This is a genomic window from Paraburkholderia sediminicola, from assembly GCF_046026855.1.
Classification (GTDB): Bacteria; Pseudomonadota; Gammaproteobacteria; order Burkholderiales; family Burkholderiaceae; genus Paraburkholderia; species Paraburkholderia sediminicola_A.
In genome coordinates this window covers 44,601-70,802 of record NZ_JAQQET010000009.1, presented here as the reverse complement: position 1 = coordinate 70,802, position 26,202 = coordinate 44,601, and the positions used below count along the sequence as shown (strand labels likewise).

Genomic DNA, 26,202 nt, shown 5'->3' with positions numbered 1-26,202 from the left:
TTTAAAAGAGAAATAATGATTTATCCGTGGCAAGCCGATGACTGGAATCGCCTGCAGCAGTTGCGCGGGCATTGGCCTCACGCCTTGCTGCTGCACGGGCAGGCGGGAATCGGCAAGCTGCGCTTCGCGCAGCACCTGGCGCAGGGCTTTCTGTGCGAGGCCCAGCAGGCCAACGGCGAGCCCTGCGGCGCGTGTGTGGCGTGCAACTGGTTCACGCAGGGCAATCATCCGGACTATCGGATCGTCGTGCCTGAAGCGCTGGCTGCCGAAGCCGGTCTCGGTAATGCTGCGGACGAAAAAGCCGAGAAGGCCGACGGCGACGAAGGCAAGAAGACCCGGGCGCCCAGCAAGGAAATCAAGATCGAGCAGATTCGCGGCTTGCTCGATTTCGTCGGCGTCGGTTCGCACCGTGGCGGCGCGCGCGTGGTCGTGCTGTATCCCGCCGAGGGGCTGAACATCGCCGCGGCCAACGCGCTCCTGAAAACGCTCGAAGAACCGCCGGCGGGCGTGATGTTTTTGATGGTGTCGGCGCGCATCGACCGTCTGCTGCCCACCATCATCAGCCGTTGCCGCCAGTGGCCGATGACGATGCCCGCGCCGGCGCTCGCCACGAAGTGGCTCGCCGCGCAAGGCGTCGCCGAAGCGCCCACGCTGCTCGCCGAGGCCGGCGGCGCACCGCTCACGGCCCTTGCACTGGCGAGCGACGAGAACCGCGCGCTGCGTGACTGGACGCTTAAGCAACTGGCCGCCGGTGCCGATTGCGACGCCTTTGCCTGCGGCGAGGCGCTGCAGAAGCTGCCGGTGCCGCTCGTGCTCGGCTGGCTGCAACGCTGGATGTACGATCTGCTGGCGCAGCGCACAGCCGGCACGCCGCGCTATTTTCCACAGGCTTCGACGGCGTTGACGCGCTGTGCATCGCAAGCCGACGCCAGCGCGTTCGCGCGCTTCATGCGCATCGTGACGCGCCAGCGCGCCGTCGAGAACCATCCGCTGAACGCGCGGCTGGTGTTTGAAGAACTGTTTATCGGCTATCGCGAATTGTTCGCGTAAATATTTTGATGCCGGATGGTTTGTCCAGGGCGGGCGTGCCGTGCCCGGCCACGTGCCCGTCCGCTGATTCGTATTCCATCTCACGTTCACCGCACCATGAATCTTCCCTACCGCGATGCCACGCTCGATGATCTGCCCGCGATCGTTGCCATCTACAACTCGACCGTGCCGTCGCGGCAGGTCACCGCCGATCTCGAACCGGTGAGCGTCGAAAGCCGTCTGGCGTGGTTTCACGCACACGGCCCGCAAAAGCGCCCTCTGTGGGTGGTGCAAGATCCGCAGCAGGCCGGCCGCGTGATCGCATGGCTGAGCTTCTCTGACTTCTACGGCCGCCCGGCCTATCAGCGTACCGCCGAAGTCAGCATCTATCTGGACGAAAGCGCGCGTGGCAAGGGTCTCGGCAAGCAACTGCTGGCGGCTTCACTCGCGGCGGCGCCGGCGCTCGGCATCGACACGGTGCTGGGTTTCATCTTCGGTCACAATGAAGCGAGCCTGCGCCTGTTCCGCGGCTTCGGCTTCGACACGTGGGGCTCGCTCCCGCGCGTCGCGATGCTCGACGCCGTGGAGCGCGATCTGGTGATTCTCGGCAAGCGGCTCGATCCGGCCGCCGCCTGATTGACGGCCAGGGTCACAGCCGGAGCCACAGCCAGGATGCACAGCCAGGATTCACACCGGGTTCGAGTTAAAACCGGGTTAAAGCTGAGTTAAAGCTATCTATCAGCAGGACTTCACCATGTTTGTCGATTCGCACTGCCATATCAACTTCGAAGGACTCGCCGACCGCCTGCCGCAGGTGCTCGAGAACATGCGCAGCCATTCGGTCACGCATGCGCTGTGCGTGTCGGTCGATCTTGAAACGCTGCCTTCCGTGCTGGAAATTGCCAGCCGGCACGACAATGTCTATGCGTCGGTCGGCGTGCATCCGGATCACGAGGACATGCGCGAGCCGACGTTCGCCGAACTCGTCGAGCTGGCCGGGCATCCAAAAGTGGTCGCGATCGGCGAGACCGGCCTCGACTACTACCGTCTGGAAGGCCGCACGATCGCCGATATGGAATGGCAGCGCGAGCGCTTTCGCACCCATATCCGTGCCGCACACGCCACGAAAAAGCCGCTGATTATTCACACGCGTTCGTCCGCGGAAGACACGCTGCGGATCATGGCCGAGGAACGCGCAAGCGAACCGGGTGGCGTAATGCATTGCTTCACCGAACCATGGGCAGTCGCTGAGCAGGCGCTGGCGCAGAATTTTTACATTTCACTGTCGGGCATCGTCACATTCAAGAGCGCGACCGACGTGCAGGACGTCGCGCGCCGCGTGCCGCTCGACCGCCTGCTGATCGAAACCGACTCGCCGTACCTCGCGCCCGTGCCGTATCGCGGCAAGCCTAATGAACCTGCGTACGTAAGTTATGTCGGACGCTTCATCGCGCAACAACGCGAGATGCCGGATACGGCGCTTGCCGCCGCGACGACACAGAACTTCTTCCGGCTCTTCAAGATTCCCGCGCCGGCTGGTGTCTGATCATTAAAGCCGATAAATATCAAAAGGATAGGGAATTTTCCTAAAGTAAAACATGACAAATTACCCGACTTCGTCCGTCGCGTTTCAAGAGGCTTCAGCCGTGCAATCCGCCTTGGGCTCGGCTCGCCGCAGCGCGTCGCGCGCCGCGTTGGCCGCCACGCTCGCCTGCGCCGCATTGAGTTCGCTGGTCGCCTCGCCGGTTCAGGCCGCACCGATCGACTCGCTCATCAAGTCGGTTAAATTCGACGACATCGACGGCGTCAACAAGCTGCTCGCCAAGGGTATGGACCCGAACAGCGTCGACAACCAGGGCTTCCCGTTGCTGGTGATCGCCGCGCGTGAGAAATCGGACAAGGTGGGTGCCGCGCTGATCGCCAATCCGAAGACCAACATCGAGATTCAGGACAAGGCCGGCGAGAACGCGATGATGATGGCCGCGCTGAACGGCGACCTCGATTTCGTCAATCTGCTGATCGCGAAGGACGCCGAAGTCAACAAGAAGGGCTGGGCGCCGTTGCACTACGCGGCTGCGAATGGCCATGACGACATCGTTAAAGTACTGCTCGACCATTCGGCCTACGTCGACGCCGGCTCGCCGAACGGCACCACGCCGCTGATGATGGCCGCGCGTGGCGGTCATGTGTCGACGGTGAAGCTCCTGCTCGACAACGGTGCGGACCTCACGGTGAAAAACCAGATCGGCCTGACTGCGCTCGATTTCGCGAAGACCTATAAGGAGCCGGACGTGGTCGAAGGACTCACCGCGCGCCTGCAGCAGATGCAACAGAAGTGAACTGCTTGAAAAGCCGAAGCGCCGGGGGCCGGGATGCCAGCCACCGGCGCAACGAGTTGCCGGAGCGTCGGACCGCCGTCGCGCCGGACCGCACAATTTGCCTGAAGATAGCGGCTGTTGGCATGCCTGGCACTCCACAAAACAGTGCAGAATGACGACTTGGCGCGCTCTCGTGGCGCGCCGGTTCGATGCGGCGTAAGACCGCCTGATAAACCACCCTGGAAAGGAACACCATGCTGCGGGCTTTGATTTTCGCCAGCGCGTTTGCCGTACCGCTATCGGCAGCTGCGTTTACGGGGGGCGACCTCAACAAGCTGTGCACGAAGACCGATGTGGCATCGCGTAGTGCGTGTGCCGCGTACATTGAAGGCGCTGCCGACGGCATCTTCAACACGATCGACGCGATTGGCGGTACTACCGGGCCGCGCGTTGGCCAGTACTTCTGCCTGCCGCCGGACGCGCGCTCGGCGCAACTCACCGACGCGGTACGCAAGTACATTGCGGAAAATCCGATCGTCGCGGGCTATAACGCCAGCACGGCGATCTCACTGGGGCTCGGCAAGGCATTTCCTTGCAAGAGCGGCAGTTGATCCCGTCGTTGAATTTGATGTGAATCACGGCTGACGCCTGCACCGCGCGCCCGGATCGGGCGCGTTAGGTGTTTCAGCCCGCTTGAGCCTCAAGCGGGTTTCGGGCTGAACCGGCGAGGTAGTGAAACTCGCTTGTGGCTTGTTCGAAGCCGCTCGAGGCCATTTGAGGCCCAGCAGGAAATCGCCTGTAGGCGTGCTTGAATCATGCTTGAATCGTGTTCAAGTCGCATTGAAATCGGCTTCGATGGCGGCCCGCTGCTGGCCGCCTGTTTCCCGGAAGCTGCCGCCTCGGGCACCTTTCCCCAGTCCGAGCGGACGAACGCCTAAGATGTCTACAGGCGTCCCGCCGCGGATGCATCGAACCATGAACGCCGCGCCTCGGCCTTGCGATCCCGTTCACATCCGAACCAAGAGGAACCCGCCCTCCATGCCAACTCTCGACGACCTCAGCCGAATCTCCGAAGCCCCTCTGCATACGTGGCTCGGCGCGTTGATCGTCTCGGTCATCGCGGCGATGCTGGCCGTGGGCATCCATCGAGTCGGCGCACGCATCGTCACGCGAATCGCGCGGCCGTATCCGCTCACCAGCGTCGTGCTACGTTATATCGACAAGCCGTCGCTGTTCGTCCTCGTGATTCTGGCGCTGGAGGCGGTGTGGTGGGAGGCACCCGATGCACTCACCTTCATCACGCCACTGCGCGATGCCGCCGCGATCGCGCTGATCGGTGCGATCACGTGGCTGTCGGTGCGCTCGGCAGCGGCGATCGGCGAGGCGATCATCCGGGCCCATCCGCTCGATACCGCCGACAACCTGCAGGCGCGCCGCATCCATACGCAGGCACGCGTGCTGGCGCGCTCGGTGATGCTGGTGATCGTGATCGTCGGCGTGGGTGGGGCGCTGATGACGTTCCCGAACGTACGGCAGATCGGTGCGAGCTTGCTGGCCTCGGCGGGCGTGGCCGGTCTGGTCGCCGGTATCGCCGCACGGCCGGTGCTCGGCAATCTGATCGCCGGTTTGCAGATCGCGCTGTCGCAACCCATCCGGCTCGACGATGTCGTTGTGATTCAGGGCGAGTGGGGGCGTATCGAGGAAATCACCGGCACCTATGTCTCAGTGCGTTTGTGGGACCAGCGGCGGCTGATCGTGCCGCTGCAATGGTTCATCGAAAACCCGTTCTCCAACTGGACGCGCAGCAGTTCACAGATCATCGGCACGGTGTTCCTGTACGTCGACTACCGGATGCCGCTCGCGCCGTTGCGCGAAGAGCTCGCGCGCATTGTCGAGGGTGCGCCCGAATGGGATCGCCGCGTGCAGGTGCTGCAGGTCACCGACGGCACCGAACGGTCGATGCAGTTGCGCGCGCTTGTCAGTTCGCTCGATTCCGGTCTGAACTGGGATCTACGCTGCCGGGTCCGCGAGGGCTTGCTCGACTTCATCCAGAAGCACTATCCGCAGTATTTGCCGCGAGCGCGCGCCGAAGTGTCGGCGGAGCTCGAAAACGGCAAGGGCGAACCGCTCGACTGGTTGCCGCGCAGCACGCAGACGCCCGCCGGCAGTACCGCCGCGCACACCGAGGCCGATCCGGTGGCAAGTCGCGCCGGTCGTGCGCAGGCGAGCGATCCGTCGCTGAAGGTCAAGGAAAAAGCCTAGCTGGGGAAGGCGGCGTACTGGCCGAAGATGAGTGCAACTGATCGTGCACCAACGTGGTCGAACCGTCCATCTGACTCACGAACCTGGCGCGGCATCGCGTGTTGAGGCTGCTTTACGCCATCGAAATGTTGCAGCGTTCGAGATGCCACAGGCACCGGAAACGCAAACGCCGCGCCGAGCGAACCAAGGAGGACTACCAACATGGGCCGACTGATCGTCGTGTCGAATCGTGTCGCAACGCCGACGGAAACCAAAGGATCGGCGGGCGGCCTCGCGGTCGGCGTGTTCGGCGCACTGAAGGATGCAGGAGGCGTGTGGTTCGGCTGGAGCGGCGACGTGGTGAGCGAGACCGTCGCCAACGCCGGTCCGACGCTGGAGCAGGACGGCGCGGTGACCTTCGCGACTGTCGGTCTCACGCGCAAGGACTACGACCAGTACTACCGCGGCTTTTCGAACGCGACATTGTGGCCGGTGTTCCACTATCGCAACGACCTCGCGCGCTATGAGCGCGAAGAGTATGCGGGCTACCGGCGCGTCAACGCATGGCTTGCGCACAAGCTGATCAAGCTGCTCGAGCCCGACGACGTGATCTGGATTCACGACTACCATCTGATCCCGTTTGCCGAAGCGCTGCGCTCCGAAGGCATCACGAACCGTATCGGTTTCTTCCTGCACATTCCGTTTCCGGCGCCGCAGATTCTGCTCAACATTCCACCGCACGAAGAGCTGGTGAAATCGCTGTCGTGCTATGACCTGCTGGGCTTTCAGACCGCGACCGATGAACTGGCTTTCCATGACTACGTAACGCGCCATGCGCGCGGCACCGTCAGCGGAGGCAATCACGTCGAAGCCTTCGGCCGCAAGCTGCGCACGGGCGTGTACCGGATTGGCGTGTTCCCCGACGAGATCGCCGAACAGGCGCAGCGCTATGAAAGCCGCCAGCACGTGCTCGATCTGAAGCAGAGTCTGGAAGGCCGCAAGCTGATCATGAGCGTTGACCGGCTCGATTATTCGAAAGGGCTCGTCGAACGTTTTCGCGCCTTTGAGCAACTACTGGAACGCTCGCCCGAATGGCGCGGCAACGTCACGCTGGTACAGATCGCACCGCCGACCCGTTCGGACGTCGCCACTTATCAGAAGATCCGCCAGGATCTCGAATACGAAGCAGGGCGCATCAACGGCCGTTATTCGGGCCTCGATTACACGCCGATCCGCTATCTGAATCAACAGTACGACCGCTGGAAGCTGATGTCGCTGTTTCGCGAGTCGCAGATCGGCTTCGTCACGCCCTTGCATGACGGTATGAACCTCGTCGCGAAGGAGTATGTCGCCGCGCAAAATCCCGACGATCCAGGCGTGCTAGTGTTGTCGATTTTCGCGGGCGCAGCGGCGGAGTTGAGCGGCGCGCTGCTGGTCAATCCGCACGATGCAATTGGCATGTGCGAAGCCTTGCAGCGCGCGCTGCAAATGCCGCTCGATGCGCGCCAGCGGCGTCACGAGATCAATATGGCGGCGCTGCGCAAGAACGATCTCGGCGTGTGGCGCGATACCTTTCTGGATGATTTGCGCAACGTGCCGGTACAGAAGCCGGGTAAGGGCGGTGGACATAAGTGATGATGCGTTTGAAGAACGGCGTTGTTTTACTGAGTGCCCGACAGTGCGCGTTTGACCGGCGGGTGGCTGCATGCTGAGGACTTTGGCCATCGCGGGATACCGGTCGCTACGCGAGTTGATCGTGCCGCTCGGCAAATTGAATGTCATTACGGGCGCGAATGGCAGCGGCAAGTCGAGCGTGTATCGCTCGCTGCGTTTGCTGGCCGAGACCGCGCGCGGCGGTGTGATTACGTCGCTCGCGCGTGAAGGTGGGTTGCAGTCCACGCTGTGGGCCGGACCTGAACGTTTTTCGCGCGCGGTGCTGGCCGGCGAGTTGCCGGTCCAAGGCACGCGCCGAAACGAACCGGTGAGTCTGCGGCTGGGATTTTCCGGCGATGAATTCGGCTATGCGATCGATCTAGGGCTGCCGCCACTCGATCGTGCCACCCGATTCCCTCTCGATCCCACGATCAAGCGCGAATGCATCTGGAGCGGCCCGGTGCTACGGCCGTCCGCGCTACTGGTCGACCGGCAAGGCGCTGCGCTGCGCACCCGTGACGAGCACGGCGACTGGCAAACCGTCCCCCAACCCGTCGCCAGCTTCGACAGCATGATGACGGAGTTTTCCGATCCACGGACCGCTCCCGAGATGATCACGGTGCGCGAGCAGATCCGCTCGTGGCGCTTCTATGACCACTTCCGCACGGATGCCGAGGCGGCCGCACGTCTGCCGCAGATCGGCACGCACACGCCCGTGCTCTCAAACGACGGCGCGGACCTCGCCGCGGCTTTGCAAACCATCCGCGAGATCGGTGACCCCGTTGCGCTTGACGCCGCCATCGACGACGCCTTTCCCGGCTCGCATCTCGACATCGCCACACAGGACGGCCGCTTCGAAGTGTCGATGCAGCAACACGGCCTGCTGCGACCGTTGAAGGGCGCGGAACTGTCGGACGGCACCTTGCGCTATCTGCTGCTGGTGGCCGCGCTGCTGACACCGCGTCCGCCTGCGCTGCTGGTGCTGAATGAACCGGAGACGAGCTTGCATCCGGACCTGCTGCCAGCGCTGGCGCGCCTCATCGCGCGGGCTTCCGCGCATTCCCAGGTACTGGTGGTTTCGCACGCGGCGCGGCTGATCGCGGCGCTCGAACGGGAGGACGGCAGTCAGTCGATCGTGCTCGAGAAGCAATTCGGCGCGACGCGCATCGCCGATGCGGACGATCGCGACCTGCCGGCCTGGAAATGGCCGGCGCGATAACGGTGGGCGGATAATGGGTGCCACCGGATGTAAGCTGAATGTAACATCGCGTAGGATTTGCAAGGCAAAGGGCTTTTTGTTGCAACCTGATGAATAATGCTTTGATGCGGATGGTGCAGGCGGATGTCCGGCGTTCACTGCATCGATAGAGAAGGACCGGCGCTGTCATGCTCAGCGCCCCTGACGCGCACCGCCATTGGCGCAAGCCGTCAGCTCACGGAGACAAAATATGAAGATTGCCCAGATCGCCCCTTTGACCGAATCGGTGCCGCCAAAGCTTTACGGCGGTACGGAGCGCGTCGTGTCCTACATCACCGAGGCGCTGGTCGACCTCGGCCATGACGTGACACTGTTCGCGAGCGGCGACTCCGTCACGAGCGCCAAGCTCGAAGCGGTATGGCCGCGCGCGCTGCGTCTGGACCCGGGCATTCGCGATCGCATCGCACCTCATATGCTGCTGATGGAACTGGTGCGCCGCCAGGCCGAAAACTTCGACGTGCTGCATTTTCACCTCGATTACTACTCGTTTTCGGTCTTCAAGCGCCAGGAGACACCCTTTGTCACGACGATGCATGGGCGCCTCGACTTGCCCGAGCAACAACCGGTGTTCGACACTTTCAACACCGCGCCGGTGATCTCGATTTCGAACGCGCAGCGTCATCCGTTGCCGCAAGCCAAGTGGCTTGCCACCGTCTACCACGGTCTGCCGGAGCAGCTCTACACGCCGCAGCCGGTGGAGCAGAAGTACCTCGCGTTTCTCGGCCGTATCTCGCCGGAAAAGCGGGTCGACACGGCGATCCGCATTGCCGGGCGCTGTGGAATGCAGATCCGCATCGCCGCGAAGGTGGATGCCGCCGACCGCGAATACTTCGAGCGTGAGATCCGGCCGTTGCTGGACCTGCCGCATGTCGAGTTCATCGGCGAGATCGCGGATAACCAGAAGGCCGAGTTTCTATCAGGCGCGCACGCGTTGCTCTTCCCGATCGACTGGCCGGAGCCGTTCGGCCTCGTGATGATCGAAGCGATGGCGTGCGGCACGCCGGTAATTGCGTTCAACCGCGGCTCGGTGCCGGAAGTGCTGGAAGACGGCGTGACGGGCTACATCGTTGAAGATGAAATCGGAGCCGTGGCGGCGGTCAATCGCCTGCATAAGATGCCGCGGGCGGGTGTGCGGCAACGTTTCGAGGAGCGCTTCACGTCGCACCGGATGGCGCAGCAGTATGTGGAAGCGTATCAGTCGGTGATTCGCGCGCAGAAGCGTTCACGCTTCAAGGTGATCGATACGTCGGGAAGCTGAGCGGCGTAGCGCCTCACGCAGCAGGCTGAAAAAAACGGCGATGTGCACTGCGCATCGCCGTTCTTTTATTGCCGTTGTGCTCGGACCGACAAATGGATCGCGCTTAGATCTTCAGGCGCGAGACCTTGGTGCCCTGCAGCGAGACATCGGCCATCAGGCCGGCATTGGTCAAAATGATTACTTCGACCGGGGCCGTTGCCGTGGTCGTGTCGATCGCACCGTTGGCGCCCATCTTCACCAGCGCGACAGAGGCGTCGCCGCCCGCGGACCAGCCGTCGGCGTTGCGGAATGTGTCGAGCGAGTCCTGCGTCATGAACAGGAAGACGATGGCCTTCGACTGCGCGCCTGCCTGCAGACCGAACGAGCCCGAAATCGTGCTGTAGTAACCCACCGTGCCGCCGCCTACGCGCAACGAACCCTCACCATACTGTCCGCCGACGATGAAGCCCGCCTGCAATACCGACGGGAACACCAGCACGCCACGTGCCTTGGAGACGAGTTCGCGCGAACCCTTCACGGTGGTGAACAGTCGCGACATGGTGCCGTCGACGCTGGCGTCGATCGACTGGCGTTTGGATGCATCAGTGGAGGGCGTGTCGTGGCTGCTGCCATTAGTTGTACAGCCAGCGAGTGTAAGGCCTCCGAAAGCGAGCGCAGCGGTAGTCTTCAACATGAAGTTTCGTCTTTGCATCGTTTTTCTCCATCATGGTTCCTGGGCACAACCTCATATGGTGCTGCCGGGTTGCCCTTGAGTTATATCACACGCAAGCGCAAAAGGCGTACTTCGTCGCAGGGTGAAAAGCCTTGTGTGGCGGGGCTTTGCGACCAAACGCATGGGGCGGCTGTGTAATTTTGACCGGCCGCGGAGCGTGTTAAAGAACGCACGGGCAGTGCGTTCGAATGGGCTCCCGATGAACCGTGCCTGGCGCGAATCCGTTCGGCGGCAGCTGGGCGGGAACCGTATCGAGTGTCCGTTTTTTACCGATTTTTCGCGTCCACGATTCGCATTGAAATCGAACTGAAAGTGTTGTCTCGACGCTGCACCGCATCCTCAACCATGGTTTGCCGGACTTTTGACAGGTGGGCGCCGCAGTGCGCGGCGAATCATGCCGATCAACACGCCGATCAGGAACAGCGTGACAGCCGGCACGATCCAGTAACCGACGAACGCATGCCAGAGGTAAGCCATGAGCGTGGAGCGGCGCACGCTGTATTCATTGCGGGCGTCCTGCTGGCGCGGCAGATTGGCGGCCAGCACATCAGCTGGGCAGCCGGCGGCTTGCGCTTCGTCGGGCTTGCCATGGCAGCGCGCAGGGGCGCCGGCGGCGCGTTGCGCGTCGGTGAAATTCCAGGTGGTCAGCGCGCGCTCGAGGTCGACGGCGTTGTACGCCATTTCCTCCCGGATCTCGCTGACTGCAACGATCGCCACGGGCACGGCCCAGAATACGATGACGACCAGCCACCGCCTTAACCAGCGGTTTTTATGCTTCGAAACCATCCTTGCCTCCGATCGATGCTCTGCAGCACCAACGACAAGATGGCGGCCCGTCTAATATTGTGTATGGGGGTGGGCCGTCTCCGCAGCCATCATAGAAGAAAATCGGCGCGTTCGGGCAGATGGACTACGAAGGGATGGTTGGCGCACGGGCGGCTGCCGGAGTGGTGAACTGCTGAGGAGAATGGCAGGGAAGAGCAGAAAAAAGGCAGTAGCCGCGCCGGACAATGGCGCGGCCCTGTTCGAGCAATACGCGGTTAAACGCGCGGCATGTGGGCCGCGCCGATTGCCTCGCGTTTAGTTAGCCGGTGCGGACGACAGGCAGGTCTTCATGAAGGCCTTGCGGTCGTCGCCTTTCTTGCCGGTGGCTTGCGTGTTGCATGCCTTCATTTTGTCCTGCTGGCTCATCGGTGCGGCGGCGGCCGGCTTGGCGGACAGACAGGTCTTCATGAAGGCCTTACGGTCATCGCCTTTCTTGTCGGCGGCCTGCTTGTTACAGTCGGCCATTTTCGTTTGCTGGCTGTTCTGCGCGAACACCGGCGAAACGAGGACAGCACCCAGCACCAGCGTAGCGATAGCGGATTGGATTTTCATGTGACACTCCATCGGTGGTGAAAACGTTTTTGGTCGTTCATGCACGCGGGCGTCAACGGCGTCCAGGACCCCTCGGCATGTTCATTATGGCAAATGCTGTCTGCCAGAACGGATAAAAGAGCATTCCGGTTGACAGACGTTCACGCTGGTTTTCCCCTACGCGCCGGGGATAGCGGGTGTTCCGGCGAATGAAACGGCTAAATCGTAGCAGTGCCAGAATATGTTATGCAATCCAGATTAATTGGCAATGCGTATGCAAACGAATTGGTTCTCGCTCATTCGACAGCGATGGTCAACGATTAAACATTCGATCCGCATTGCTGCAGATGCAAATGAATGGGAAATCGGCAGAAAATCCCGTTGGCGATCATATGGGTAATCTTGACTCGATTCCCTGTACCGATGGGCCGTCCGTCGACGCTGTCACGCAAGCCAAAGGAGGCTCGCCATGCACTATCTGTTGATGTATGACCTCGTGCCGGACTACCTCGAGCGGCGTGGCGCGTATCGGGAAGATCATCTGAAACTCGCCTGGGTGGCAGCGGAACGTGGTGAATTACAACTGGCCGGCGCGTTGGCCGAGCCTGTGGATACCGCCGTGCTGCTCTTCGAAGGCGACTCGCCCGCAGCCGCCGAAGCCTTTGCCAAGGCCGATCCGTATGTGCTCGCGGGGCTCGTGGCACGCTGGCGTGTACGCCAATGGATGACCGTGGTGGGTGAGGGTGCGGCGAATCCGGTGCGCTAGAAGTCAGGCGATCAACCACGCTCGCGCGGCGTCGAGAGGAATGCGAACAGCATACCGAGGCGCTGCACTCGCTTCCTCGGCAATTGCGCCCCGACCCTCCCCGCATGTTGCCCACCCCCTACGCCCAGGCACGCTGTGGTCACATGAAAAATACCTTCGCAATGCAACGAAATGCATTGCGAATGAAACGTCGACTTCATAAAGGCCATTCGCCGACGGTGCCACGCTATTGTGCTGTGCAATAGCGGCTTTCGCCGCAAGAACCACCTATAGTCCTGTTACGGCAATGTGCGAATCGACGCAGCAAAAAGGACAAGTTTGTTTCCATCCGTAACACTTGTCTCAACGATATTCACGCAAACCCTGGTGGTGGTATGCTTCGTGCACAAATTCTCCCATGCACGAGTGAGACCACGTTTTGTGCTTCGCAATAGGGACAAACCGCACTAACCCAGTGCGATATTGACCCGCCAACAGAACGTACAAAACATATTTGTGCAACCGCGGGCTGCACACGGATCGTGAAAGTTGAATCCGTGGCTGTCCAAAGCCGCGGCCCGGCCAGGCTGCGTGGAGAAAACCCAATGTTTTTCGATGAGCTAAGCAATGACGAATGGGCGCTGCTGGCAGCGCTTGTCTCTGATGAGCCGGCCGTCCGTCTGAACCGACGCGGACGGCCCCGCGCCGAACCACGCATCGTGGCGAATGCCGTCCTGTGGATTCTGACAACTGGCGAACCCTGGTCGAAGCTGCCAGGCCGCTATCCGTCGGGTCCCACATGCCGGCGCCGTTTTGAAGAATGGCAATTGAACGGCACTCTCCTCGAGATGGTTCGGCTGTTGTCGCAAACCGGGCGCACCTTTGCGTACGTCCCGCAACCGGCGCCGCCCGCAGCGGCCAAACCGGCAGCACCGGTAGCAGAACCCCCCAGCGTGCGTGACGAAAATCTGCGCGGCGTGTCGTGGAAGAGTCCTGAGTCATGGCAGGCGCCCGGCATGTCGAGCAGTCTGAGCAGTTGGCGTTCGGCCGATCCGATCGCCGATATCACACGCCAGCTATCCGGGCTGACGAATGTGCCACCGGTGTCGCGCTCGCCGTCGGCATCCTCGTCACTTGCAGCGCGGCCTGCTATGCGTGCCGATCTGCAAAGCATGGACGAAGCGCGGGCGGTGGGTGCGGCAATGCACAGCCTGGATTCAGCCATTACGTCGGCACGCCGTGCGCAGCAACTCGACGATCAGCGCAGTCCGCTGTCGATGAGCCTCGCGCCACGCGGCACGCAGGTCGCCGACCAGCACGGCTACGTGATCTACGTTGCGGCGGAGCAGGTGCCCAACGCGATGTATCGCGCATGGGCGGAAATCATGAAGGACGGCAAGCGCGTCGAGCGTTCCGGCCTCGTCGGTCCACGCTTTGCGGAAGCCGACGAAGCGGAGCAACACGCGCTCGAATGGGCACGGCAGTGGATCGACCGTGAATGCCGCACGCAGGCGGCTGCAGAGGCTGCACCCGCAGTCAACGCAGCGGCGGCGGTGGCGCGTCCGTTGCCGGCCATGCGCCATGTGCCCGAGCCGGTCACGGCGAATCACGGCGGGCCTTTGCACGGTCCGCTCAATGCGTTCCGTGGCCCGCTGCGCCGTTACCCGAGTGAACCGGCAGCACCCGCAACCGCGACGGAAAGCAGTGCATCGGATCGTTTTCCGTCGTACCCAGAACTCATTTCCCATGCGGGGTGAGTGCGGCGGCTAGCACGGCTTTAGGCGCGACAGCTAGAACAGAGTAGCTAGAACAGAGCAGTTAAAACAGCAGCACCCCGCGGCCGGTAGGAGCAACCGCCGCAGGTTCCCGCTTCATCCGTTGTGAATCATTGGTGTTACCTGACTGGCGTTGAATGTCGATTGACGTTGCCAGGGCGTTGCTTTGGCGCTGATTCAAGGTTGTGCGCCGGCATCGTTCACCGGCGTTTCCTCATCTGCACGCTTTCATCGGCGTGCGTCAGTCGCGTGCTTCATTGGTGTGCTTCACTGCCGCCCATACGTGTCGTCGAAGCGCACGATATCGTCTTCGCCGAGATACGAGCCGGACTGTACCTCGATCATTTCGAGCGGCATCTTGCCGGGGTTCTCGAGACGGTGGGTGACGCCGAGCGGAATATAAGCCGATTCGTTTTCGGAGACGATGAAGCGCTCTTCACCCCGCGTGACGAGCGCGGTGCCGCGCACGACGATCCAATGTTCCGCGCGGTGATGGTGCATTTGCAACGAAAGCCGCGCACCCGGCTTCACGACGATGCGTTTCACCTGGAAGCGCTCGCCGGTGTCGACGGAATCGTAGTTGCCCCACGGGCGATGCACCTTGCGATGGTTGGATGCTTCCAGCCCGCCATCGCTTCGAATCCGTCCGACGATCTTCTTGACGTCCTGCACGCGCGATTTGTCCGCGACCAGAATCGCATCGGCCGTTTCGACCACCACGAGATCCTGCGTGCCGACGCAGGCGATCAGGCGTCCTTCCGAATGCGCGAAGGTCGAGCTCGCCCCCTCAAACATCACGCGGCCGCGGCCCACGTTCTGATCCGCGTCTTTCTCCGAGATGTCCCAGATCGCGTCCCACGAACCCACGTCCGACCAGCCCGCCTGCAGCGGCACGACGACGCCTGACGCAGCGGTCTGATCGTTGCCCAGTTGTTCCATCACCGCGTAGTCGATCGAATTCGACGGCGAGGCGCCGAAGGCGTCACGTTGCAGGCGGAAGAAATCGCCGTCCGCTTTGCCGCCTGCGAACGCGGCTTCGCAGGCTTCGTAAATCGCCGGCTGGAAGTGGCGGATCGCCTTCAGCCAGGTCGATGCGCGCATGATGAAAATACCGCTATTCCACCAGTATTCCTGCGATTCGATATAGCGCCGCGCCAGTTCCAGATGCGGTTTTTCGACGAAGCGATCGAGCTTGTGCGCGCCGATCTTGCCGGCTGCATCGCTGTCTGCTTCATGCGTGTCATCAGGTGTACCAAGCGCCGCACCAATGCGGATATAACCGTAGCCCGTTTCTGCACGCGTCGGCACGATGCCCATCGTCACGATGTGGCCGGCGGCCGCATGCTGCACGCCGGCGGCCACCGCGGCATGAAAACCATCGATATCGGTCACTGCGTGATCGGCGGGCATCACGACCATGATGCCGTCCTCGTCCTGCGCGGCGATCGAAAGGGCGGCTACCGTCAGCGCCGGCGCCGTGTCGCGCCCGGCGGGCTCGAGAATCAGCCGGGTCGGCTTGCCGCTCGTGCGCAATTGCTCGGCGGTCGTAAAGCGCTGCTCTTCGTTGGCCACAACGATGAGTTGCTCGGCGAGCGGGTGGTCGGCTTCCAGCCCGTCGAGCCGGCGAGTGGTCGATTGCAACAGCGAGTCGTCGCCGAGCAGACCAATCAGTTGTTTCGGATGCTGTTCGCGCGACATCGGCCACAACCGTGTACCGGAGCCGCCCGCCAGAATCACGGGATGAACTTTGAGTTTGACGTTAAGTGGCATAGCTTGCGTGGACCGGGTGTCGGCGGGCGTGGCCGTAACCGGAGCTGTCATGATGGACTCCTCGAGGCTGGGTGAATGCGTCGAGTTTTATCACGAAGTAAGGAATCAATAAAAGCGTGTTAAATAGAAACTATATAAAACGCTTAATAAAATTATCCGTTTCGTGAAGAAAAAATGTCCGCCTGATTTTTAAAAAATAAAAATTACACGAAAAAAATCACGGGCAATTTTTTTATCTGACGAATTGACGCAGAATGGAGACGAAAGGCGAGACGTAAGCTTCGTAGGAGAACGGACAGATTGGCTCGCCACGGCCTTCAGAAAGGCATAAAAAGGTCTTTAAAATGCCGGATTCGGTAACAATTGCTGCACAAAATTCAGAAAAAATGCCGAAACTTTGACCGATACAATTTGAGATATTTTGCGGTCTTGCAGCGCGAATTTTAATATAGCTTTATCTATACCTGTACAAGGGTATTCACTCATCCAGACACGCATTTTCCGAGTCGGCCGACTGGGCAATTTTTAGTTCGGAAAGCATCAGGGCAATTAGCACCGGTTCAATCAGATTCGCGTCGCGCATTTATCTGGCAGGCGCGAATACCGGCGTTGTGCGCCCGGCGGTTTGATGGGTGTGACGGGAATTCAACCAACCAATGGATGGCACTTGACTGACGAACTGAGGGGCGGCGCATGCTGAGCGTTCTATCGAGAATCATCGACATCGCCATGGTCGCGCTCGGCGCCGCCATCGCGACGGCCGTGCACAGCGGGAAATTGGTGTGGCTGGACGACGTCCAAAGTGTGTCGCTCGCGTTCGATTGCCTGTTGGTGGTGGTGTTTTTTCCTGCGCTGGGTATCTATCAGTCGTGGCGTGGCAAGCCGCTCTACGACCTGTTGTGCCGCGTCGCGGGCGGCTGGGTGATGGTGGAGGTCACCGGCATCCTGATCAGCTTCAGCCTGCACCGCTCGGACAGCCTGTCGCGTCTGTGGCTCTTCTACTGGGCGGTCGCCACGATCGTGCTGCTGATCGTCACCAAGGTGATCGTTTATTCGATCCTGCGTGGACTGCGCCGCGAAGGCTTCAATCAGCGCGCGGTGGCGATCGTGGGTGGCGCGCCGTATGGGCGCTTCCTGATCGAACAGATGCGCACCCGCCCGGAAGCGGGCTTTAGCCCCGTCGTGGTGTTCGATGAGGACGGCACGATCAATCCGTATGAAGACCCGGATGCGAGCGACTCGATCGAAGGCGTGCCGGTTGAGCGTGATTACGCGCGGATGCTTCAGCTGGTGCGTCAGCGTGCGATTCGCGAGTTGTGGCTCGCACTGCCGATCTCGAAGGAGAAGGCGATTCACCGCTTCGTGATGGACTTGCGCAACGACTTCGTGAACATCCGCTTCATTCCGGACGTGCGCAGCCTCACGCTTTTCAATCAGCCGATGGTGGATCTGCTCGGCGTGCCGGCGATCAACCTGGCCGCCTCGCCGATTACCGATCTGCGCGTGCTGCCCAAGCGCGTCTTCGACCGTCTGTTCGCGCTGGCGGCATTGACCGCGCTGTCGCCGGTGATGCTGGTGATCGCGGTGATGGTGAAGGTGAGTTCGCCAGGCCCGGTGTTCTTCCGCCAGAAGCGCAAAGGCATCGACGGCAACCAGTTCGAGATCTACAAGTTTCGCTCGATGAAGATGCACAAGGAAGAGGCCGGCAAGATCACCCAGGCCACACGGCGCGATCCGCGTATTACCGCGGTCGGCGCGTTCCTGCGGCGCACCAGCCTCGATGAGTTGCCGCAATTCATCAACGTGCTGCGCGGCGAGATGTCCGTGGTCGGTCCGCGTCCCCACGCGCTCGAACACGACGACATCTACAAGGATCTGGTGAAGGGCTACATGCACCGCTACCGGATCAAGCCTGGCATCACCGGGTGGGCACAGATCAACGGCTATCGCGGCGAAACCGACCGCATCGAAAAGATGATGGGCCGCGTCAAGCTCGATCTGTACTACATGCAGCACTGGACCTTCTGGCTCGACATCAAGATCGTCGTGCTCACGTTGTGGAAGGGCTTTGCGGGCAGCAACGCTTACTGAGCGGCGTATTGAACGTTTATCGAGCAGCGGCCGCGCAACGCATCGCGTGGCGGCTCTCCTGAATCAACTCCATTTTCCGAGGTGTAATACATGAACCTGACGATCATCGGTAGTGGCTACGTAGGCCTCGTGACGGGCGCTTGTCTGGCTGACATCGGCCACGACGTGTTCTGTCTCGACGTCGATCAGCGCAAGATCGACGTGCTCAACAACGGCGGCGTGCCGATCCATGAACCGGGTCTGCAAGAGATCATTGCGCGCAATCGCCGTGCAGGCCGCCTGAAATTCTCGACCGACATCCCGGCTGCGGTCGCGCACGGCGACATCCAGTTCATCGCAGTGGGCACCCCATCCGACGAAGACGGGTCCGCCGACCTGCAATACGTGCTCGCCGCCGCACGCAACATCGGCCGCCATATGACGGGCTTCAAGGTGATCGTCGACAAATCGACGGTGCCGGTCGGCACGGCGTCGCGCGTGCGCGACGTGATCGCCGAGGAACTGGCCACGCGTAACGCCGGTCACATGTTCTCCGTGGTGTCGAATCCGGAGTTCCTGAAAGAAGGCGCGGCCGTGGAAGACTTCACCCGGCCCGATCGCATCGTGCTCGGTTGCGATGAAGACGTGCCGGGCGAAAAAGCGCGCGAGCTGATGAAGCGCCTCTATGCGCCGTTCAACCGCAATCGCGAACGCACGCTGTACATGGACGTGCGTTCGGCCGAGTTCACCAAGTACGCGGCCAACGCGATGCTTGCCACGCGCATCTCGTACATGAACGAGCTCGCGAATCTGGCTGACCGCGTCGGCGCGGATATCGAGGCGGTGCGCCGCGGCATCGGTTCCGATCCGCGTATCGGTTACGACTTCCTGTATGCCGGTTGCGGCTACGGCGGTTCGTGCTTCCCGAAAGACGTGCAGGCGCTGATTCGCACGGCAGCCGACCACAAGGCCAACCTGCGCATTCTCGAAGCGGTGGAAGCCGTCAACGACACGCAGAAAAAGATCCTCGCGCACAAGATCGTCGATCGTCTGGGTGAAGACCTGTCGGATCGCACCTTTGGTGTGTGGGGCCTCGCATTCAAACCAAACACGGACGACATGCGCGAAGCGCCGAGCCGCCCGTTGATCGCCGAGCTGCTGCGCCGCGGTGCGCGCGTGAAAGCCTATGACCCGGTCGCGATCGACGAATCGAAGCGCGTGTTCGCGCTCGATCTGAAGGACGTGCCGCAACAGCACGCGCGTCTGTCCTTCGTGAACGAGGAGATGGAAGCGGCCGAGGGCGCCGATGCGCTCGTGATCCTGACCGAATGGAAGGTCTTCAAGAGCCCCGACTTTGGTTCGCTCAAGGAGAGCCTCAACACGCCGCTGATTTTCGACGGCCGCAATCTGTACGAACCGGACGCGCTGCTCGAACTCGGTATCGAGTATCACGCGATCGGCCGTCAAGCCGCGTTACGCAATGCGCCGGCGAAGGTCGGCGCGAACGGCCTGCCGATAACGACCGGGGCGGCGCGTTCGGCCGACGCGATCGAGGCCGGTCAGTAAGCCGTCGCGTCGCCACGCATCGTTAAGGAGCCCGCTATGTTCGCCAACGTTCTGATCGTCTGCCACGCCAACGTGTGCCGTTCGCCCGCAGCCGAGATGCTGTTCAAGGCCCGGCAGCGCGTGCCGTCGCGGTCGTCCTCAGCGCCGATCGCGTTTCATTCAGCGGGTCTTCGTGCCGCGAACGGCCACGGCATGGACCCGGTGATGCGGCGCCTGCTCGACGAGCAGGGCGTCGCATCCGGGATCCACTATTCACGGCGCCTCGACCGCCAGCTCGTGCGCTCCGCCGATCTGGTGCTCGTCACCGAGCGCGCGCAGGTGGGCGCGGTGGAAGCGCTCGATCCGGCCTCGCGCGGCAAGGTCTATCCACTCGGGAAATGGGAGGGCGACTCCGACGTCGCTGATCCGCATGGCCACGTGGAAGCCGACTATAGGGAGAGTCTCGTGCTCATCGAACACCTGGTCATGGGATGGCTGAAGAAAATATGCTGATGAAAAAACTCACTGCACACACATTCGCGAACTTCAACTCGACGGGCTTTCAATCGACGGGCGTTACATCGACGGGCTTTACATCGAAATTCGCCGCCACGCTTTTGCTGACGTCCTTTCTGTCGGCCTGCGCTACCGCACCTGGCAATTACCTCGACACGTCCCGTCTGAAAGACGACGGCCAGCATCAGAGTCAACAGGCGAACGAAACCTACCCGGTCCATATGATCGACGGCCCGCTGGTTGCGGCGCAAGCGCAGGCGCAAGCCGCCGCCGCCGCGCAGCAGGCGCTGCCGACCTCGCGCGTTACCGACCCGTCGCAGTATGTGTACCGGCTCTCGCCGCAGGACATTCTCGGCATCACCGTGTGGGATCACCCTGAATTGACTACCCCGCAGGGCAGCACGCTGTCGGCGGGCGGTAATACCACCCAGTCGATCGGCGGCGCTTTGCAGCAGCCGTATACCGCCGCGCTGCCGGGTCAGGCCGATCCTTACGGCCAGACCGTTGCCGCCGACGGCACGATCTTTTTCCCGTTCGTCGGCCGCATCAGGGCCGCGGGCAAGACGGTGGGCGAGTTGCGCGATCAATTGAGCGCCGGCCTCGTGCGCTACATCCGTAATCCGCAGGTCGACGTGCGCGTGCTGTCGTATCGCGGCCAGAAAGTGCAGGTGACCGGCGAAGTGAAGACGCCGGGCCCGCTCGCTATCAGCGACGTGCCGCTCACGCTGGTCGACGCGATTACCCGCTCGGGCGGCACCAACACCGACGCGGACATCCAGCGTGTGCGCCTCACGCGCAACAACAAGCTGTACGTACTCGACGCCAACCGCATGCTCGACCAGGGCGACACCACGCAGAACGTCATGCTGCAAAACGGCGACGTGATCAACGTGCCGGATCACACCGACAGCCGCATCTTCGTGATGGGCGAGGTGAAGACACCGATCCAGCTTCCGATGCTGAAGGGCCGCCTGACGATCGCCGATGCGCTCACCCAGGCCGGCGGCATTCTCGACACGGACGCCAATCCGCGCCAGATCTTCGTGATGCGCGGCATGCGCGAACATCCGACCACGCCGGACGTGTACCGCCTCGACATGACGCAGCCCGACGCGATCATGCTGTCGTCCCAGTTCCAGTTGCAACCGATGGACGTCGTGTATGTGGGCACCGCCGCTTCGACCACGTTTAACCGTGTGTTGCAGCAAGTCTTGCCGAGCGTACAGACGCTGTTCTACCTGAAGCAGCTGACGAAATAACCGTCTGAGCCGTCGACAGGCCCGCGCCGCTCTCCCAGGGCGCGGGACCGAAGCAAACGCCGAAGCAAACGTCGAAGCAAAAACAGCAGTCAACGCTGACGCAACCGATACGGGAAGCGAATTGTGAGCAATCAAATCACTCCACACATGGCCGGTCCGATCAAGACCGAAGAAGAGGACGTCGTCCTCGGGCAACTGGTCCAGGTGATCCTCGACGACATCTGGTGGCTGATCACGATCGCCGCGGTGATCGTCGCACTGGCCGCCGCGTACTGTTTCCTCGCCAAGCCGATCTATTCGGCCGATGCCCACGTGCGCGTCGAGCAGTCCGACAACACCTCGCAGGCGCTCACGCAAACGCAAACGGGGGCGGCGATCACCACTGGCTCGACTTCGTTGCCGACGGACGCCGAAATCGAAATCATCAAGAGCCGCGGCGTAGTCGGCCCGGTGGTCCAGCAACTGAAGCTGAACTTCAGCGTCGTGCCGAAGACGCTTCCGCTGCTGGGAAGCATTGCTGCGCACATGGCGACGCCGGGCCAGCCGGCGCGGCCGTGGCTGGGGCTGTCCTCGTACGCGTGGGGCGGTGAAGACGCCGAGGTCGATTCGATCGACGTGGTGCCCGCGCTGGAAGGCCAGAAACTGACGATGAAGGTGTTCGACGAGCAGCACTACGAACTCTACGCAGATAACGGCTCGCTGCTGTTGCGCGGCCAGGTCGGTCAGCAGGAGCAGGGCGGCGGCGTGACGATCCTCGTCAGCAAGCTGGTGGCCCGTCCGGGTGAAGAGTTCACCGTGACGCGTTTTAACGACCTCGACGCGATCACCGCGTTCCAGTCGGCGATCACCGTGCAGGAGCAGGGCAAGCAGACCGGCGTGATCCAGATTTCGCTGGAGGACAAGAGTCCTGAGCACGCCGCGCTGGTGGCCAATGCGCTCGCGCAGTCGTATGTGCGTCAGCACATTTCGAACAAACAGGTCGACGCGAGCAAGATGCTCGACTTCCTGAAAAGTGAAGAGCCGCGCCTGAAGTCCGATCTCGAACGGGCTGAAGCCGCGTTGACCGCGTACCAGCGCCAGTCCGGCTCGATCAACGCGAGCGACGAAGCCAAGGTCTACCTGGAAGGCAGCGTGCAGTACGAGCAGCAGATCGCCGGTTTGCGTCTGCAGATGGTGCAGCTCGCCGAGCGCTACGGCGACGACCATCCGATGCTCGTCGCCGCGCGCCAGCAGATGGCCGAACTGGAGGCGCAACGCGCCAAATATGCTGACCGCTTCCGTGATCTGCCGGCGACCGAAGTCAAGGCCGTGCAACTGCAACGCGACGCGAAGGTGGCGGAAGACATTTACGTGCTGCTGCTCAATCGCGTGCAGGAGTTGTCGGTGCAGAAGGCCGGTACTGGCGGCAATGTGCATATCGTCGATCAGGCGATGCGTCCGGGCGCGCCGGTCAAGCCGAAGAAGGTGCTGATCCTGTCGGCGGCGGTGATTCTGGGCCTGATTTGCGGCACCGGTTTCGTGTTCCTGCGCCGCAATATGTTCAAGGGTATCGACGACCCCGACCATATCGAGCGCGCGTTCCATCTGCCGGTGTACGGTCTCGTGCCGTTGAGCGCCGAACAGGCGTTGCTCGAAAGCGGTTTCGAACGCGGCGGCGAACGCCTGCGTTCGGTGCTGGCGAATGCGCGGCCGAAGGACGTCACGATCGAAAGCCTGCGCAGCCTGCGCACCTCGATGCAGTTCACGATGATGGACGCGAAGAACCGCATCGTCATGCTGACCGGGCCCATGGCCGGCGTCGGCAAGAGTTTCCTGACGGTCAACCTGGCGGTGCTGCTCGCGAACTCGGGCAAACGCGTGCTGATGATCGACGGCGATATGCGCCGCGGCGCGCTCGAGCGTTATGTGGGCGGGGCGCAGGAGAACGGCCTGTCGGAATTGCTGAGCGGGCAGATCTCGCTCGAGGAAGCGATCCGCGCCTCGAACGTCGAAGGTCTGAGCTTCATCTCGTGCGGCCGCCGTCCTCCGAATCCGTCGGAACTGCTGATGTCGCCGCGTCTGCCGCAATACCTGGACGGCCTTGCCAAACGTTACGACGTGATTCTGATCGATACGCCGCCGGTGCTGGCCGTGACCGACGCGTCGATCATCGGTGCCTATGCGGGCGCGACCTTCTTCGTGATGCGCTCGGGTGTGCACAGCGAAGGCGAGATCGCCGACGCATTGAAGCGCCTGCGCGCGGCCGGCGTGCACGTGCAGGGCGGCATCTTCAACGGGATGCCGGCACGCTCGCGCGGCGGCTACGACCGCAGCTATGCCGCGGTCCAGGAATATTTGAGCACCTGAGGCTGAGCCTCAGAGGCTGAGCCCATTGTTCTGATCCCAGCGCAAACACGATAAACAAGGACATCACGATGAAAGTGACGGTACTGGTTCCGACTTACCGCCGCCCGGCCGACCTGGCGCGCTGCCTTGCGGCGTTGCAACGGCAGTCGCGCGCGCCGGACGAAGTGGTGGTGGTCGCGCGCGCCGACGACGAAGCGACCCACGCCTGCCTGCGCGATCCCGCCGTGCCGGGCACGTTGCCGCTGTCCGTCGCGCTGGTGGAAGTGCCAGGCCAGGTTGCGGCCCTGAATCGCGGACTGGATGCGGCCAACGGTGACGTTATCGCGATTACCGACGACGATGCCGCGCCGCACGTCGACTGGGTCGGCCGTATTGCCGCCGCGTTTGAGAGCGACGCGCGCCTGGGCGCGCTGGGCGGCCGCGACTGGGTGCATGAAAAAGGCCGCGTGCTGGATGGAGAACGGCCGCTGGTCGGCAAGGTCACGGCGCACGGCAAGATCATCGGCAATCACCACCTGGGTGTGGGCGGCGCACGCGAAGTCGACATCCTGAAGGGCGCCAACATGAGCTACCGGCGCGAGGCAGTGCGCACGATCCGCTTCGATCTGCGCCTGCGCGGCGCGGGTGCCCAGGTTCACAACGACATGGCCTTCAGCCTGAGCGTGAAAAACGCCGGCTGGAAGCTGATGTACGACCCACGCGTGGCCGTCGACCATTTTCCGGCCGAACGTTTCGACGACGACCGGCGCGACGCGCAAACCATGACGGCGTTGCGCAATGCCGCCTTCAATTTTCATCTGATCCTGCGCGACCAGTTGCCGCCGCTGCGCCGCGAAACCGCGTGGTGGTGGTGGACGCTGGTCGGCACGCGCGTCTATCCAGGCCTCACGCATGCCGCGCTCGGGCTGGTTTCGAAACAGGCGAGTCTGAGGCTGTCCCGCTGGCGCGCGGTGCGTACCGGCGCGCATGAAGCGCGTCGCGCGCTGTCCCGGACCGCATGATCCCGCGCCCCGGCGTGACCCAATCGTCCTGCACGTTCGTGCATCGGCACGTGCGCCCGCGAGCGCCCGCCGATGCTTCTTTCCACCGGCAGAGCGGAGTGTCTGCATGAGTACGAAAGTTCACGTTCACCTGTTTTACGGCGCCGACCCGCGCTTTTACCGGCCGGGCGACGACATCGGCTGTCTGTACGGCTATCACCACGCGCAGTCCGATGCGTTCGCGCTGACCTATTCGGAGGACGCCCGTGAGAGCAAGCCGGTGCGTCTGCTGCGCCGCGCGCTGAAGGCGGCGCTCGGGTTCGATTTCATCCACACGTGGCGCAACCGCGCCGAAATGCTGCGCTCGGACGTGATCTGGACGCATACCGAGCAGGAATGGCTCTCTGCGGCCCTCATGCTGCTGCTGAGCGGCCGCAAGGCGGGGGCGGAGGCAGGGCCCTTGCTGCTCGCGCAAAGCGTGTGGCTGCTCGATAAGTGGCCTTCCTACGGGATTTTGCGCAGCTGGCTGTATCGCAAGCTGATGAAGCGCGCCGATCAGCTGACCACGCTCGCCAGCGAAAACGCCGAGTTGTGCCAGCGCTATTTCAACCGCGACGCGAAGCATCTCCACTACGGTCTGAATACGCAGGACTTTCCTGTGAAGGCCCCGACCGAGTGGAAACCGCATACGCCGATCCGCATCGCCGCGATCGGCAACGATCGCGACCGTGACTGGGAGACCCTGATCAAAGCCTTCGGCAACGACGCGCGTTACACGGTCAGGCTCGCGACACGCCGCCGCATTCCCGCCTCGCTGCGCGCGCCGAACGTCGAGATCGCGTTGTTCTCGGGCATCAAAAAACAGCACGAACTCTACGACTGGGCCGACGTGATCGTCGTGCCGCTGCGGCCGAATTCGCACGCCTCGGGCATCACCGTGATGCTGGAAGCTGCAGCGGTCGGCAAGCCGATGGTGGCCACCAACGTCGGCGCGTTGCAGGATTATTTCCCGGCCGGCGAGGCGGCTTATATCCCGCCGTTCAACCCGCAGGCGTTGCGTGAGGCGGTGGACCAGCTCGCAGCCTCTCCCGCGGATGCGTTGCACCAGGCGCAGGCGGCGGCCGCCGGTTTGCTGTCACGCGATCTGACCACGCAGAACTATGCGATGCAGCACGTGAAGATTACGCAGGAGATGCTGCGAGCGCGCGCAGCGGCGCGTGGACGCGCGACGGCAGGCGCGGCCGACGCCGAGGTGACAACACCGCGTGCCGCGCCAGCCTCTGCCACGGCGAACCCGCCGGTGCGCGTTCGCGCGGGCAGCCAGGGGCAAGCTCAACGCCCTGCGCGCGAATCACGCGGGGGCCTTTAAAC

The 26,202-nt window shown here is 62.4% G+C and carries 22 protein-coding genes; 18 read left to right on the top strand and 4 right to left on the bottom strand.

Going from position 1 to position 26,202, the window contains the following annotated elements; translation table 11 throughout:
* Positions 1–15 precede the first annotated feature (15 nt).
* The 9 genes from PQR40_RS12025 (at position 16) to PQR40_RS11985 (ending at position 9,757) form a co-directional block, all read left to right on the top strand.
* Positions 16–1,050: a DNA polymerase III subunit delta' gene (locus tag PQR40_RS12025; RefSeq protein ID WP_408335474.1), complete on the top strand. Its 1,035-nt coding sequence runs from the start codon at positions 16–18 to the stop codon at positions 1,048–1,050.
* 96 nt (positions 1,051–1,146) lie between these two features.
* A complete protein-coding gene (locus PQR40_RS12020) occupies positions 1,147–1,665 on the top strand; it encodes a GNAT family N-acetyltransferase (RefSeq protein WP_408223098.1) in 519 nt (172 codons plus the stop codon).
* Between the two features lie 118 nt (positions 1,666–1,783).
* The gene (locus PQR40_RS12015; RefSeq protein ID WP_408223100.1) at positions 1,784–2,575 is read left to right on the top strand and encodes a TatD family hydrolase; all 792 of its coding nucleotides are present in this window, start codon (positions 1,784–1,786) and stop codon (positions 2,573–2,575) included.
* 52 nt (positions 2,576–2,627) lie between these two features.
* Complete coding sequence (locus PQR40_RS12010; protein WP_408223102.1) at positions 2,628–3,368, top strand: ankyrin repeat domain-containing protein; 741 nt, start codon at positions 2,628–2,630, stop codon at positions 3,366–3,368.
* Between the two features lie 233 nt (positions 3,369–3,601).
* Entirely contained in the window at positions 3,602–3,958 is a 357-nt protein-coding gene (locus tag PQR40_RS12005; protein WP_408217047.1) for a Rap1a/Tai family immunity protein, read from the top strand.
* Positions 3,959–4,385: 427 nt separating this feature from the next.
* On the top strand, positions 4,386–5,609 hold the full coding sequence (locus PQR40_RS12000) for a mechanosensitive ion channel family protein (protein WP_408484401.1): 1,224 nt from the start codon (positions 4,386–4,388) through the stop codon (positions 5,607–5,609).
* 201 nt (positions 5,610–5,810) lie between these two features.
* Entirely contained in the window at positions 5,811–7,223 is a 1,413-nt protein-coding gene (gene otsA / locus PQR40_RS11995; protein WP_408223106.1) for an alpha,alpha-trehalose-phosphate synthase (UDP-forming), read from the top strand.
* Between the two features lie 70 nt (positions 7,224–7,293).
* Positions 7,294–8,460 carry an AAA family ATPase gene (locus PQR40_RS11990; RefSeq protein WP_408509061.1) on the top strand — a complete coding sequence of 389 codons (1,167 nt, stop codon included), beginning with the start codon at positions 7,294–7,296 and terminating at the stop codon, positions 8,458–8,460.
* A gap of 229 nt (positions 8,461–8,689) precedes the next feature.
* On the top strand, positions 8,690–9,757 hold the full coding sequence (locus tag PQR40_RS11985) for a glycosyltransferase family 4 protein (protein ID WP_408509060.1): 1,068 nt from the start codon (positions 8,690–8,692) through the stop codon (positions 9,755–9,757).
* Positions 9,758–9,860: 103 nt separating this feature from the next.
* Here the strand turns inward: PQR40_RS11985 and PQR40_RS11980 are convergent, their stop codons facing one another.
* From PQR40_RS11980 to PQR40_RS11970, 3 genes are all read right to left on the bottom strand, one after another.
* Positions 9,861–10,448 carry a BPSL1445 family SYLF domain-containing lipoprotein gene (locus PQR40_RS11980; protein WP_408223112.1) on the bottom strand — a complete coding sequence of 196 codons (588 nt, stop codon included), beginning with the start codon at positions 10,446–10,448 and terminating at the stop codon, positions 9,861–9,863.
* Positions 10,449–10,808: 360 nt separating this feature from the next.
* The gene (locus tag PQR40_RS11975) at positions 10,809–11,255 is read right to left on the bottom strand and encodes a hypothetical protein (protein WP_408335459.1); all 447 of its coding nucleotides are present in this window, start codon (positions 11,253–11,255) and stop codon (positions 10,809–10,811) included.
* 294 nt (positions 11,256–11,549) lie between these two features.
* Complete coding sequence (locus tag PQR40_RS11970; RefSeq protein WP_169487044.1) at positions 11,550–11,846, bottom strand: PsiF family protein; 297 nt, start codon at positions 11,844–11,846, stop codon at positions 11,550–11,552.
* A 448-nt stretch (positions 11,847–12,294) separates the two neighbouring features.
* On the opposite strand from PQR40_RS11970, the gene PQR40_RS11965 reads away from it, so the two are divergent.
* Both PQR40_RS11965 and PQR40_RS11960 read left to right on the top strand, forming a co-directional pair.
* Positions 12,295–12,591 carry a YciI-like protein gene (locus PQR40_RS11965; protein WP_408223116.1) on the top strand — a complete coding sequence of 99 codons (297 nt, stop codon included), beginning with the start codon at positions 12,295–12,297 and terminating at the stop codon, positions 12,589–12,591.
* A gap of 584 nt (positions 12,592–13,175) precedes the next feature.
* Positions 13,176–14,327 carry a DUF6566 family protein gene (locus PQR40_RS11960; protein ID WP_408223118.1) on the top strand — a complete coding sequence of 384 codons (1,152 nt, stop codon included), beginning with the start codon at positions 13,176–13,178 and terminating at the stop codon, positions 14,325–14,327.
* A 285-nt stretch (positions 14,328–14,612) separates the two neighbouring features.
* Here PQR40_RS11960 and PQR40_RS11955 read toward each other — a convergent pair whose 3' ends face one another.
* Positions 14,613–16,166, bottom strand: a complete 1,554-nt coding sequence (locus tag PQR40_RS11955; protein WP_408509059.1) for a mannose-1-phosphate guanylyltransferase/mannose-6-phosphate isomerase — start codon at positions 16,164–16,166, stop codon at positions 14,613–14,615.
* A 642-nt stretch (positions 16,167–16,808) separates the two neighbouring features.
* On the opposite strand from PQR40_RS11955, the gene PQR40_RS11950 reads away from it, so the two are divergent.
* The 7 genes from PQR40_RS11950 (at position 16,809) to PQR40_RS11920 (ending at position 26,200) form a co-directional block, all read left to right on the top strand.
* The gene (locus tag PQR40_RS11950) at positions 16,809–18,206 is read left to right on the top strand and encodes an undecaprenyl-phosphate glucose phosphotransferase (RefSeq protein ID WP_408335450.1); all 1,398 of its coding nucleotides are present in this window, start codon (positions 16,809–16,811) and stop codon (positions 18,204–18,206) included.
* Between the two features lie 90 nt (positions 18,207–18,296).
* Positions 18,297–19,751 carry a UDP-glucose dehydrogenase family protein gene (locus PQR40_RS11945; protein WP_408335447.1) on the top strand — a complete coding sequence of 485 codons (1,455 nt, stop codon included), beginning with the start codon at positions 18,297–18,299 and terminating at the stop codon, positions 19,749–19,751.
* Positions 19,752–19,787: 36 nt separating this feature from the next.
* Positions 19,788–20,243 carry an arsenate reductase/protein-tyrosine-phosphatase family protein gene (locus tag PQR40_RS11940; protein WP_408223126.1) on the top strand — a complete coding sequence of 152 codons (456 nt, stop codon included), beginning with the start codon at positions 19,788–19,790 and terminating at the stop codon, positions 20,241–20,243.
* Entirely contained in the window at positions 20,243–21,505 is a 1,263-nt protein-coding gene (locus PQR40_RS11935) for a polysaccharide biosynthesis/export family protein (protein WP_408223128.1), read from the top strand. Before PQR40_RS11940 ends, PQR40_RS11935 begins: the two co-directional genes overlap by 1 nt.
* 147 nt (positions 21,506–21,652) lie before the next feature.
* The gene (locus PQR40_RS11930) at positions 21,653–23,851 is read left to right on the top strand and encodes a polysaccharide biosynthesis tyrosine autokinase (protein ID WP_408335734.1); all 2,199 of its coding nucleotides are present in this window, start codon (positions 21,653–21,655) and stop codon (positions 23,849–23,851) included.
* 68 nt (positions 23,852–23,919) lie between these two features.
* Complete coding sequence (locus tag PQR40_RS11925; protein ID WP_408223130.1) at positions 23,920–24,852, top strand: glycosyltransferase family 2 protein; 933 nt, start codon at positions 23,920–23,922, stop codon at positions 24,850–24,852.
* 106 nt (positions 24,853–24,958) lie between these two features.
* On the top strand, positions 24,959–26,200 hold the full coding sequence (locus PQR40_RS11920; RefSeq protein ID WP_408335441.1) for a glycosyltransferase family 4 protein: 1,242 nt from the start codon (positions 24,959–24,961) through the stop codon (positions 26,198–26,200).
* The last annotated feature ends 2 nt before the right edge of the window (positions 26,201–26,202 follow it).

Excerpts from the sequence above, each read along its gene's own strand:
- PQR40_RS11930 (WP_408335734.1), top strand. The coding sequence starts at position 21,653 with ATGGCCGGTCCGATCAAGACCGAAGAAGAGGACGTCGTCCTCGGGCAA.
- PQR40_RS11975 (WP_408335459.1), bottom strand. The coding sequence starts at position 11,255 with ATGGTTTCGAAGCATAAAAACCGCTGGTTAAGGCGGTGGCTGGTCGTC.
- otsA (WP_408223106.1), top strand. The coding sequence starts at position 5,811 with ATGGGCCGACTGATCGTCGTGTCGAATCGTGTCGCAACGCCGACGGAA.
- PQR40_RS11925 (WP_408223130.1), top strand. The coding sequence starts at position 23,920 with ATGAAAGTGACGGTACTGGTTCCGACTTACCGCCGCCCGGCCGACCTG.
- PQR40_RS11965 (WP_408223116.1), top strand. The coding sequence starts at position 12,295 with ATGCACTATCTGTTGATGTATGACCTCGTGCCGGACTACCTCGAGCGG.
- PQR40_RS11990 (WP_408509061.1), top strand. The coding sequence starts at position 7,294 with ATGCTGAGGACTTTGGCCATCGCGGGATACCGGTCGCTACGCGAGTTG.
- PQR40_RS12005 (WP_408217047.1), top strand. The coding sequence starts at position 3,602 with ATGCTGCGGGCTTTGATTTTCGCCAGCGCGTTTGCCGTACCGCTATCG.
- PQR40_RS11950 (WP_408335450.1), top strand. The coding sequence starts at position 16,809 with ATGCTGAGCGTTCTATCGAGAATCATCGACATCGCCATGGTCGCGCTC.
- PQR40_RS11970 (WP_169487044.1), bottom strand. The coding sequence starts at position 11,846 with ATGAAAATCCAATCCGCTATCGCTACGCTGGTGCTGGGTGCTGTCCTC.
- PQR40_RS11945 (WP_408335447.1), top strand. The coding sequence starts at position 18,297 with ATGAACCTGACGATCATCGGTAGTGGCTACGTAGGCCTCGTGACGGGC.
- PQR40_RS12010 (WP_408223102.1), top strand. The coding sequence starts at position 2,628 with ATGACAAATTACCCGACTTCGTCCGTCGCGTTTCAAGAGGCTTCAGCC.
- PQR40_RS11985 (WP_408509060.1), top strand. The coding sequence starts at position 8,690 with ATGAAGATTGCCCAGATCGCCCCTTTGACCGAATCGGTGCCGCCAAAG.
- PQR40_RS12025 (WP_408335474.1), top strand. The coding sequence starts at position 16 with ATGATTTATCCGTGGCAAGCCGATGACTGGAATCGCCTGCAGCAGTTG.
- PQR40_RS11940 (WP_408223126.1), top strand. The coding sequence starts at position 19,788 with ATGTTCGCCAACGTTCTGATCGTCTGCCACGCCAACGTGTGCCGTTCG.
- PQR40_RS11935 (WP_408223128.1), top strand. The coding sequence starts at position 20,243 with ATGAAAAAACTCACTGCACACACATTCGCGAACTTCAACTCGACGGGC.
- PQR40_RS11955 (WP_408509059.1), bottom strand. The coding sequence starts at position 16,166 with ATGACAGCTCCGGTTACGGCCACGCCCGCCGACACCCGGTCCACGCAA.
- PQR40_RS12015 (WP_408223100.1), top strand. The coding sequence starts at position 1,784 with ATGTTTGTCGATTCGCACTGCCATATCAACTTCGAAGGACTCGCCGAC.
- PQR40_RS11920 (WP_408335441.1), top strand. The coding sequence starts at position 24,959 with ATGAGTACGAAAGTTCACGTTCACCTGTTTTACGGCGCCGACCCGCGC.
- PQR40_RS11960 (WP_408223118.1), top strand. The coding sequence starts at position 13,176 with ATGTTTTTCGATGAGCTAAGCAATGACGAATGGGCGCTGCTGGCAGCG.
- PQR40_RS12020 (WP_408223098.1), top strand. The coding sequence starts at position 1,147 with ATGAATCTTCCCTACCGCGATGCCACGCTCGATGATCTGCCCGCGATC.
- PQR40_RS12000 (WP_408484401.1), top strand. The coding sequence starts at position 4,386 with ATGCCAACTCTCGACGACCTCAGCCGAATCTCCGAAGCCCCTCTGCAT.
- PQR40_RS11980 (WP_408223112.1), bottom strand. The coding sequence starts at position 10,448 with ATGCAAAGACGAAACTTCATGTTGAAGACTACCGCTGCGCTCGCTTTC.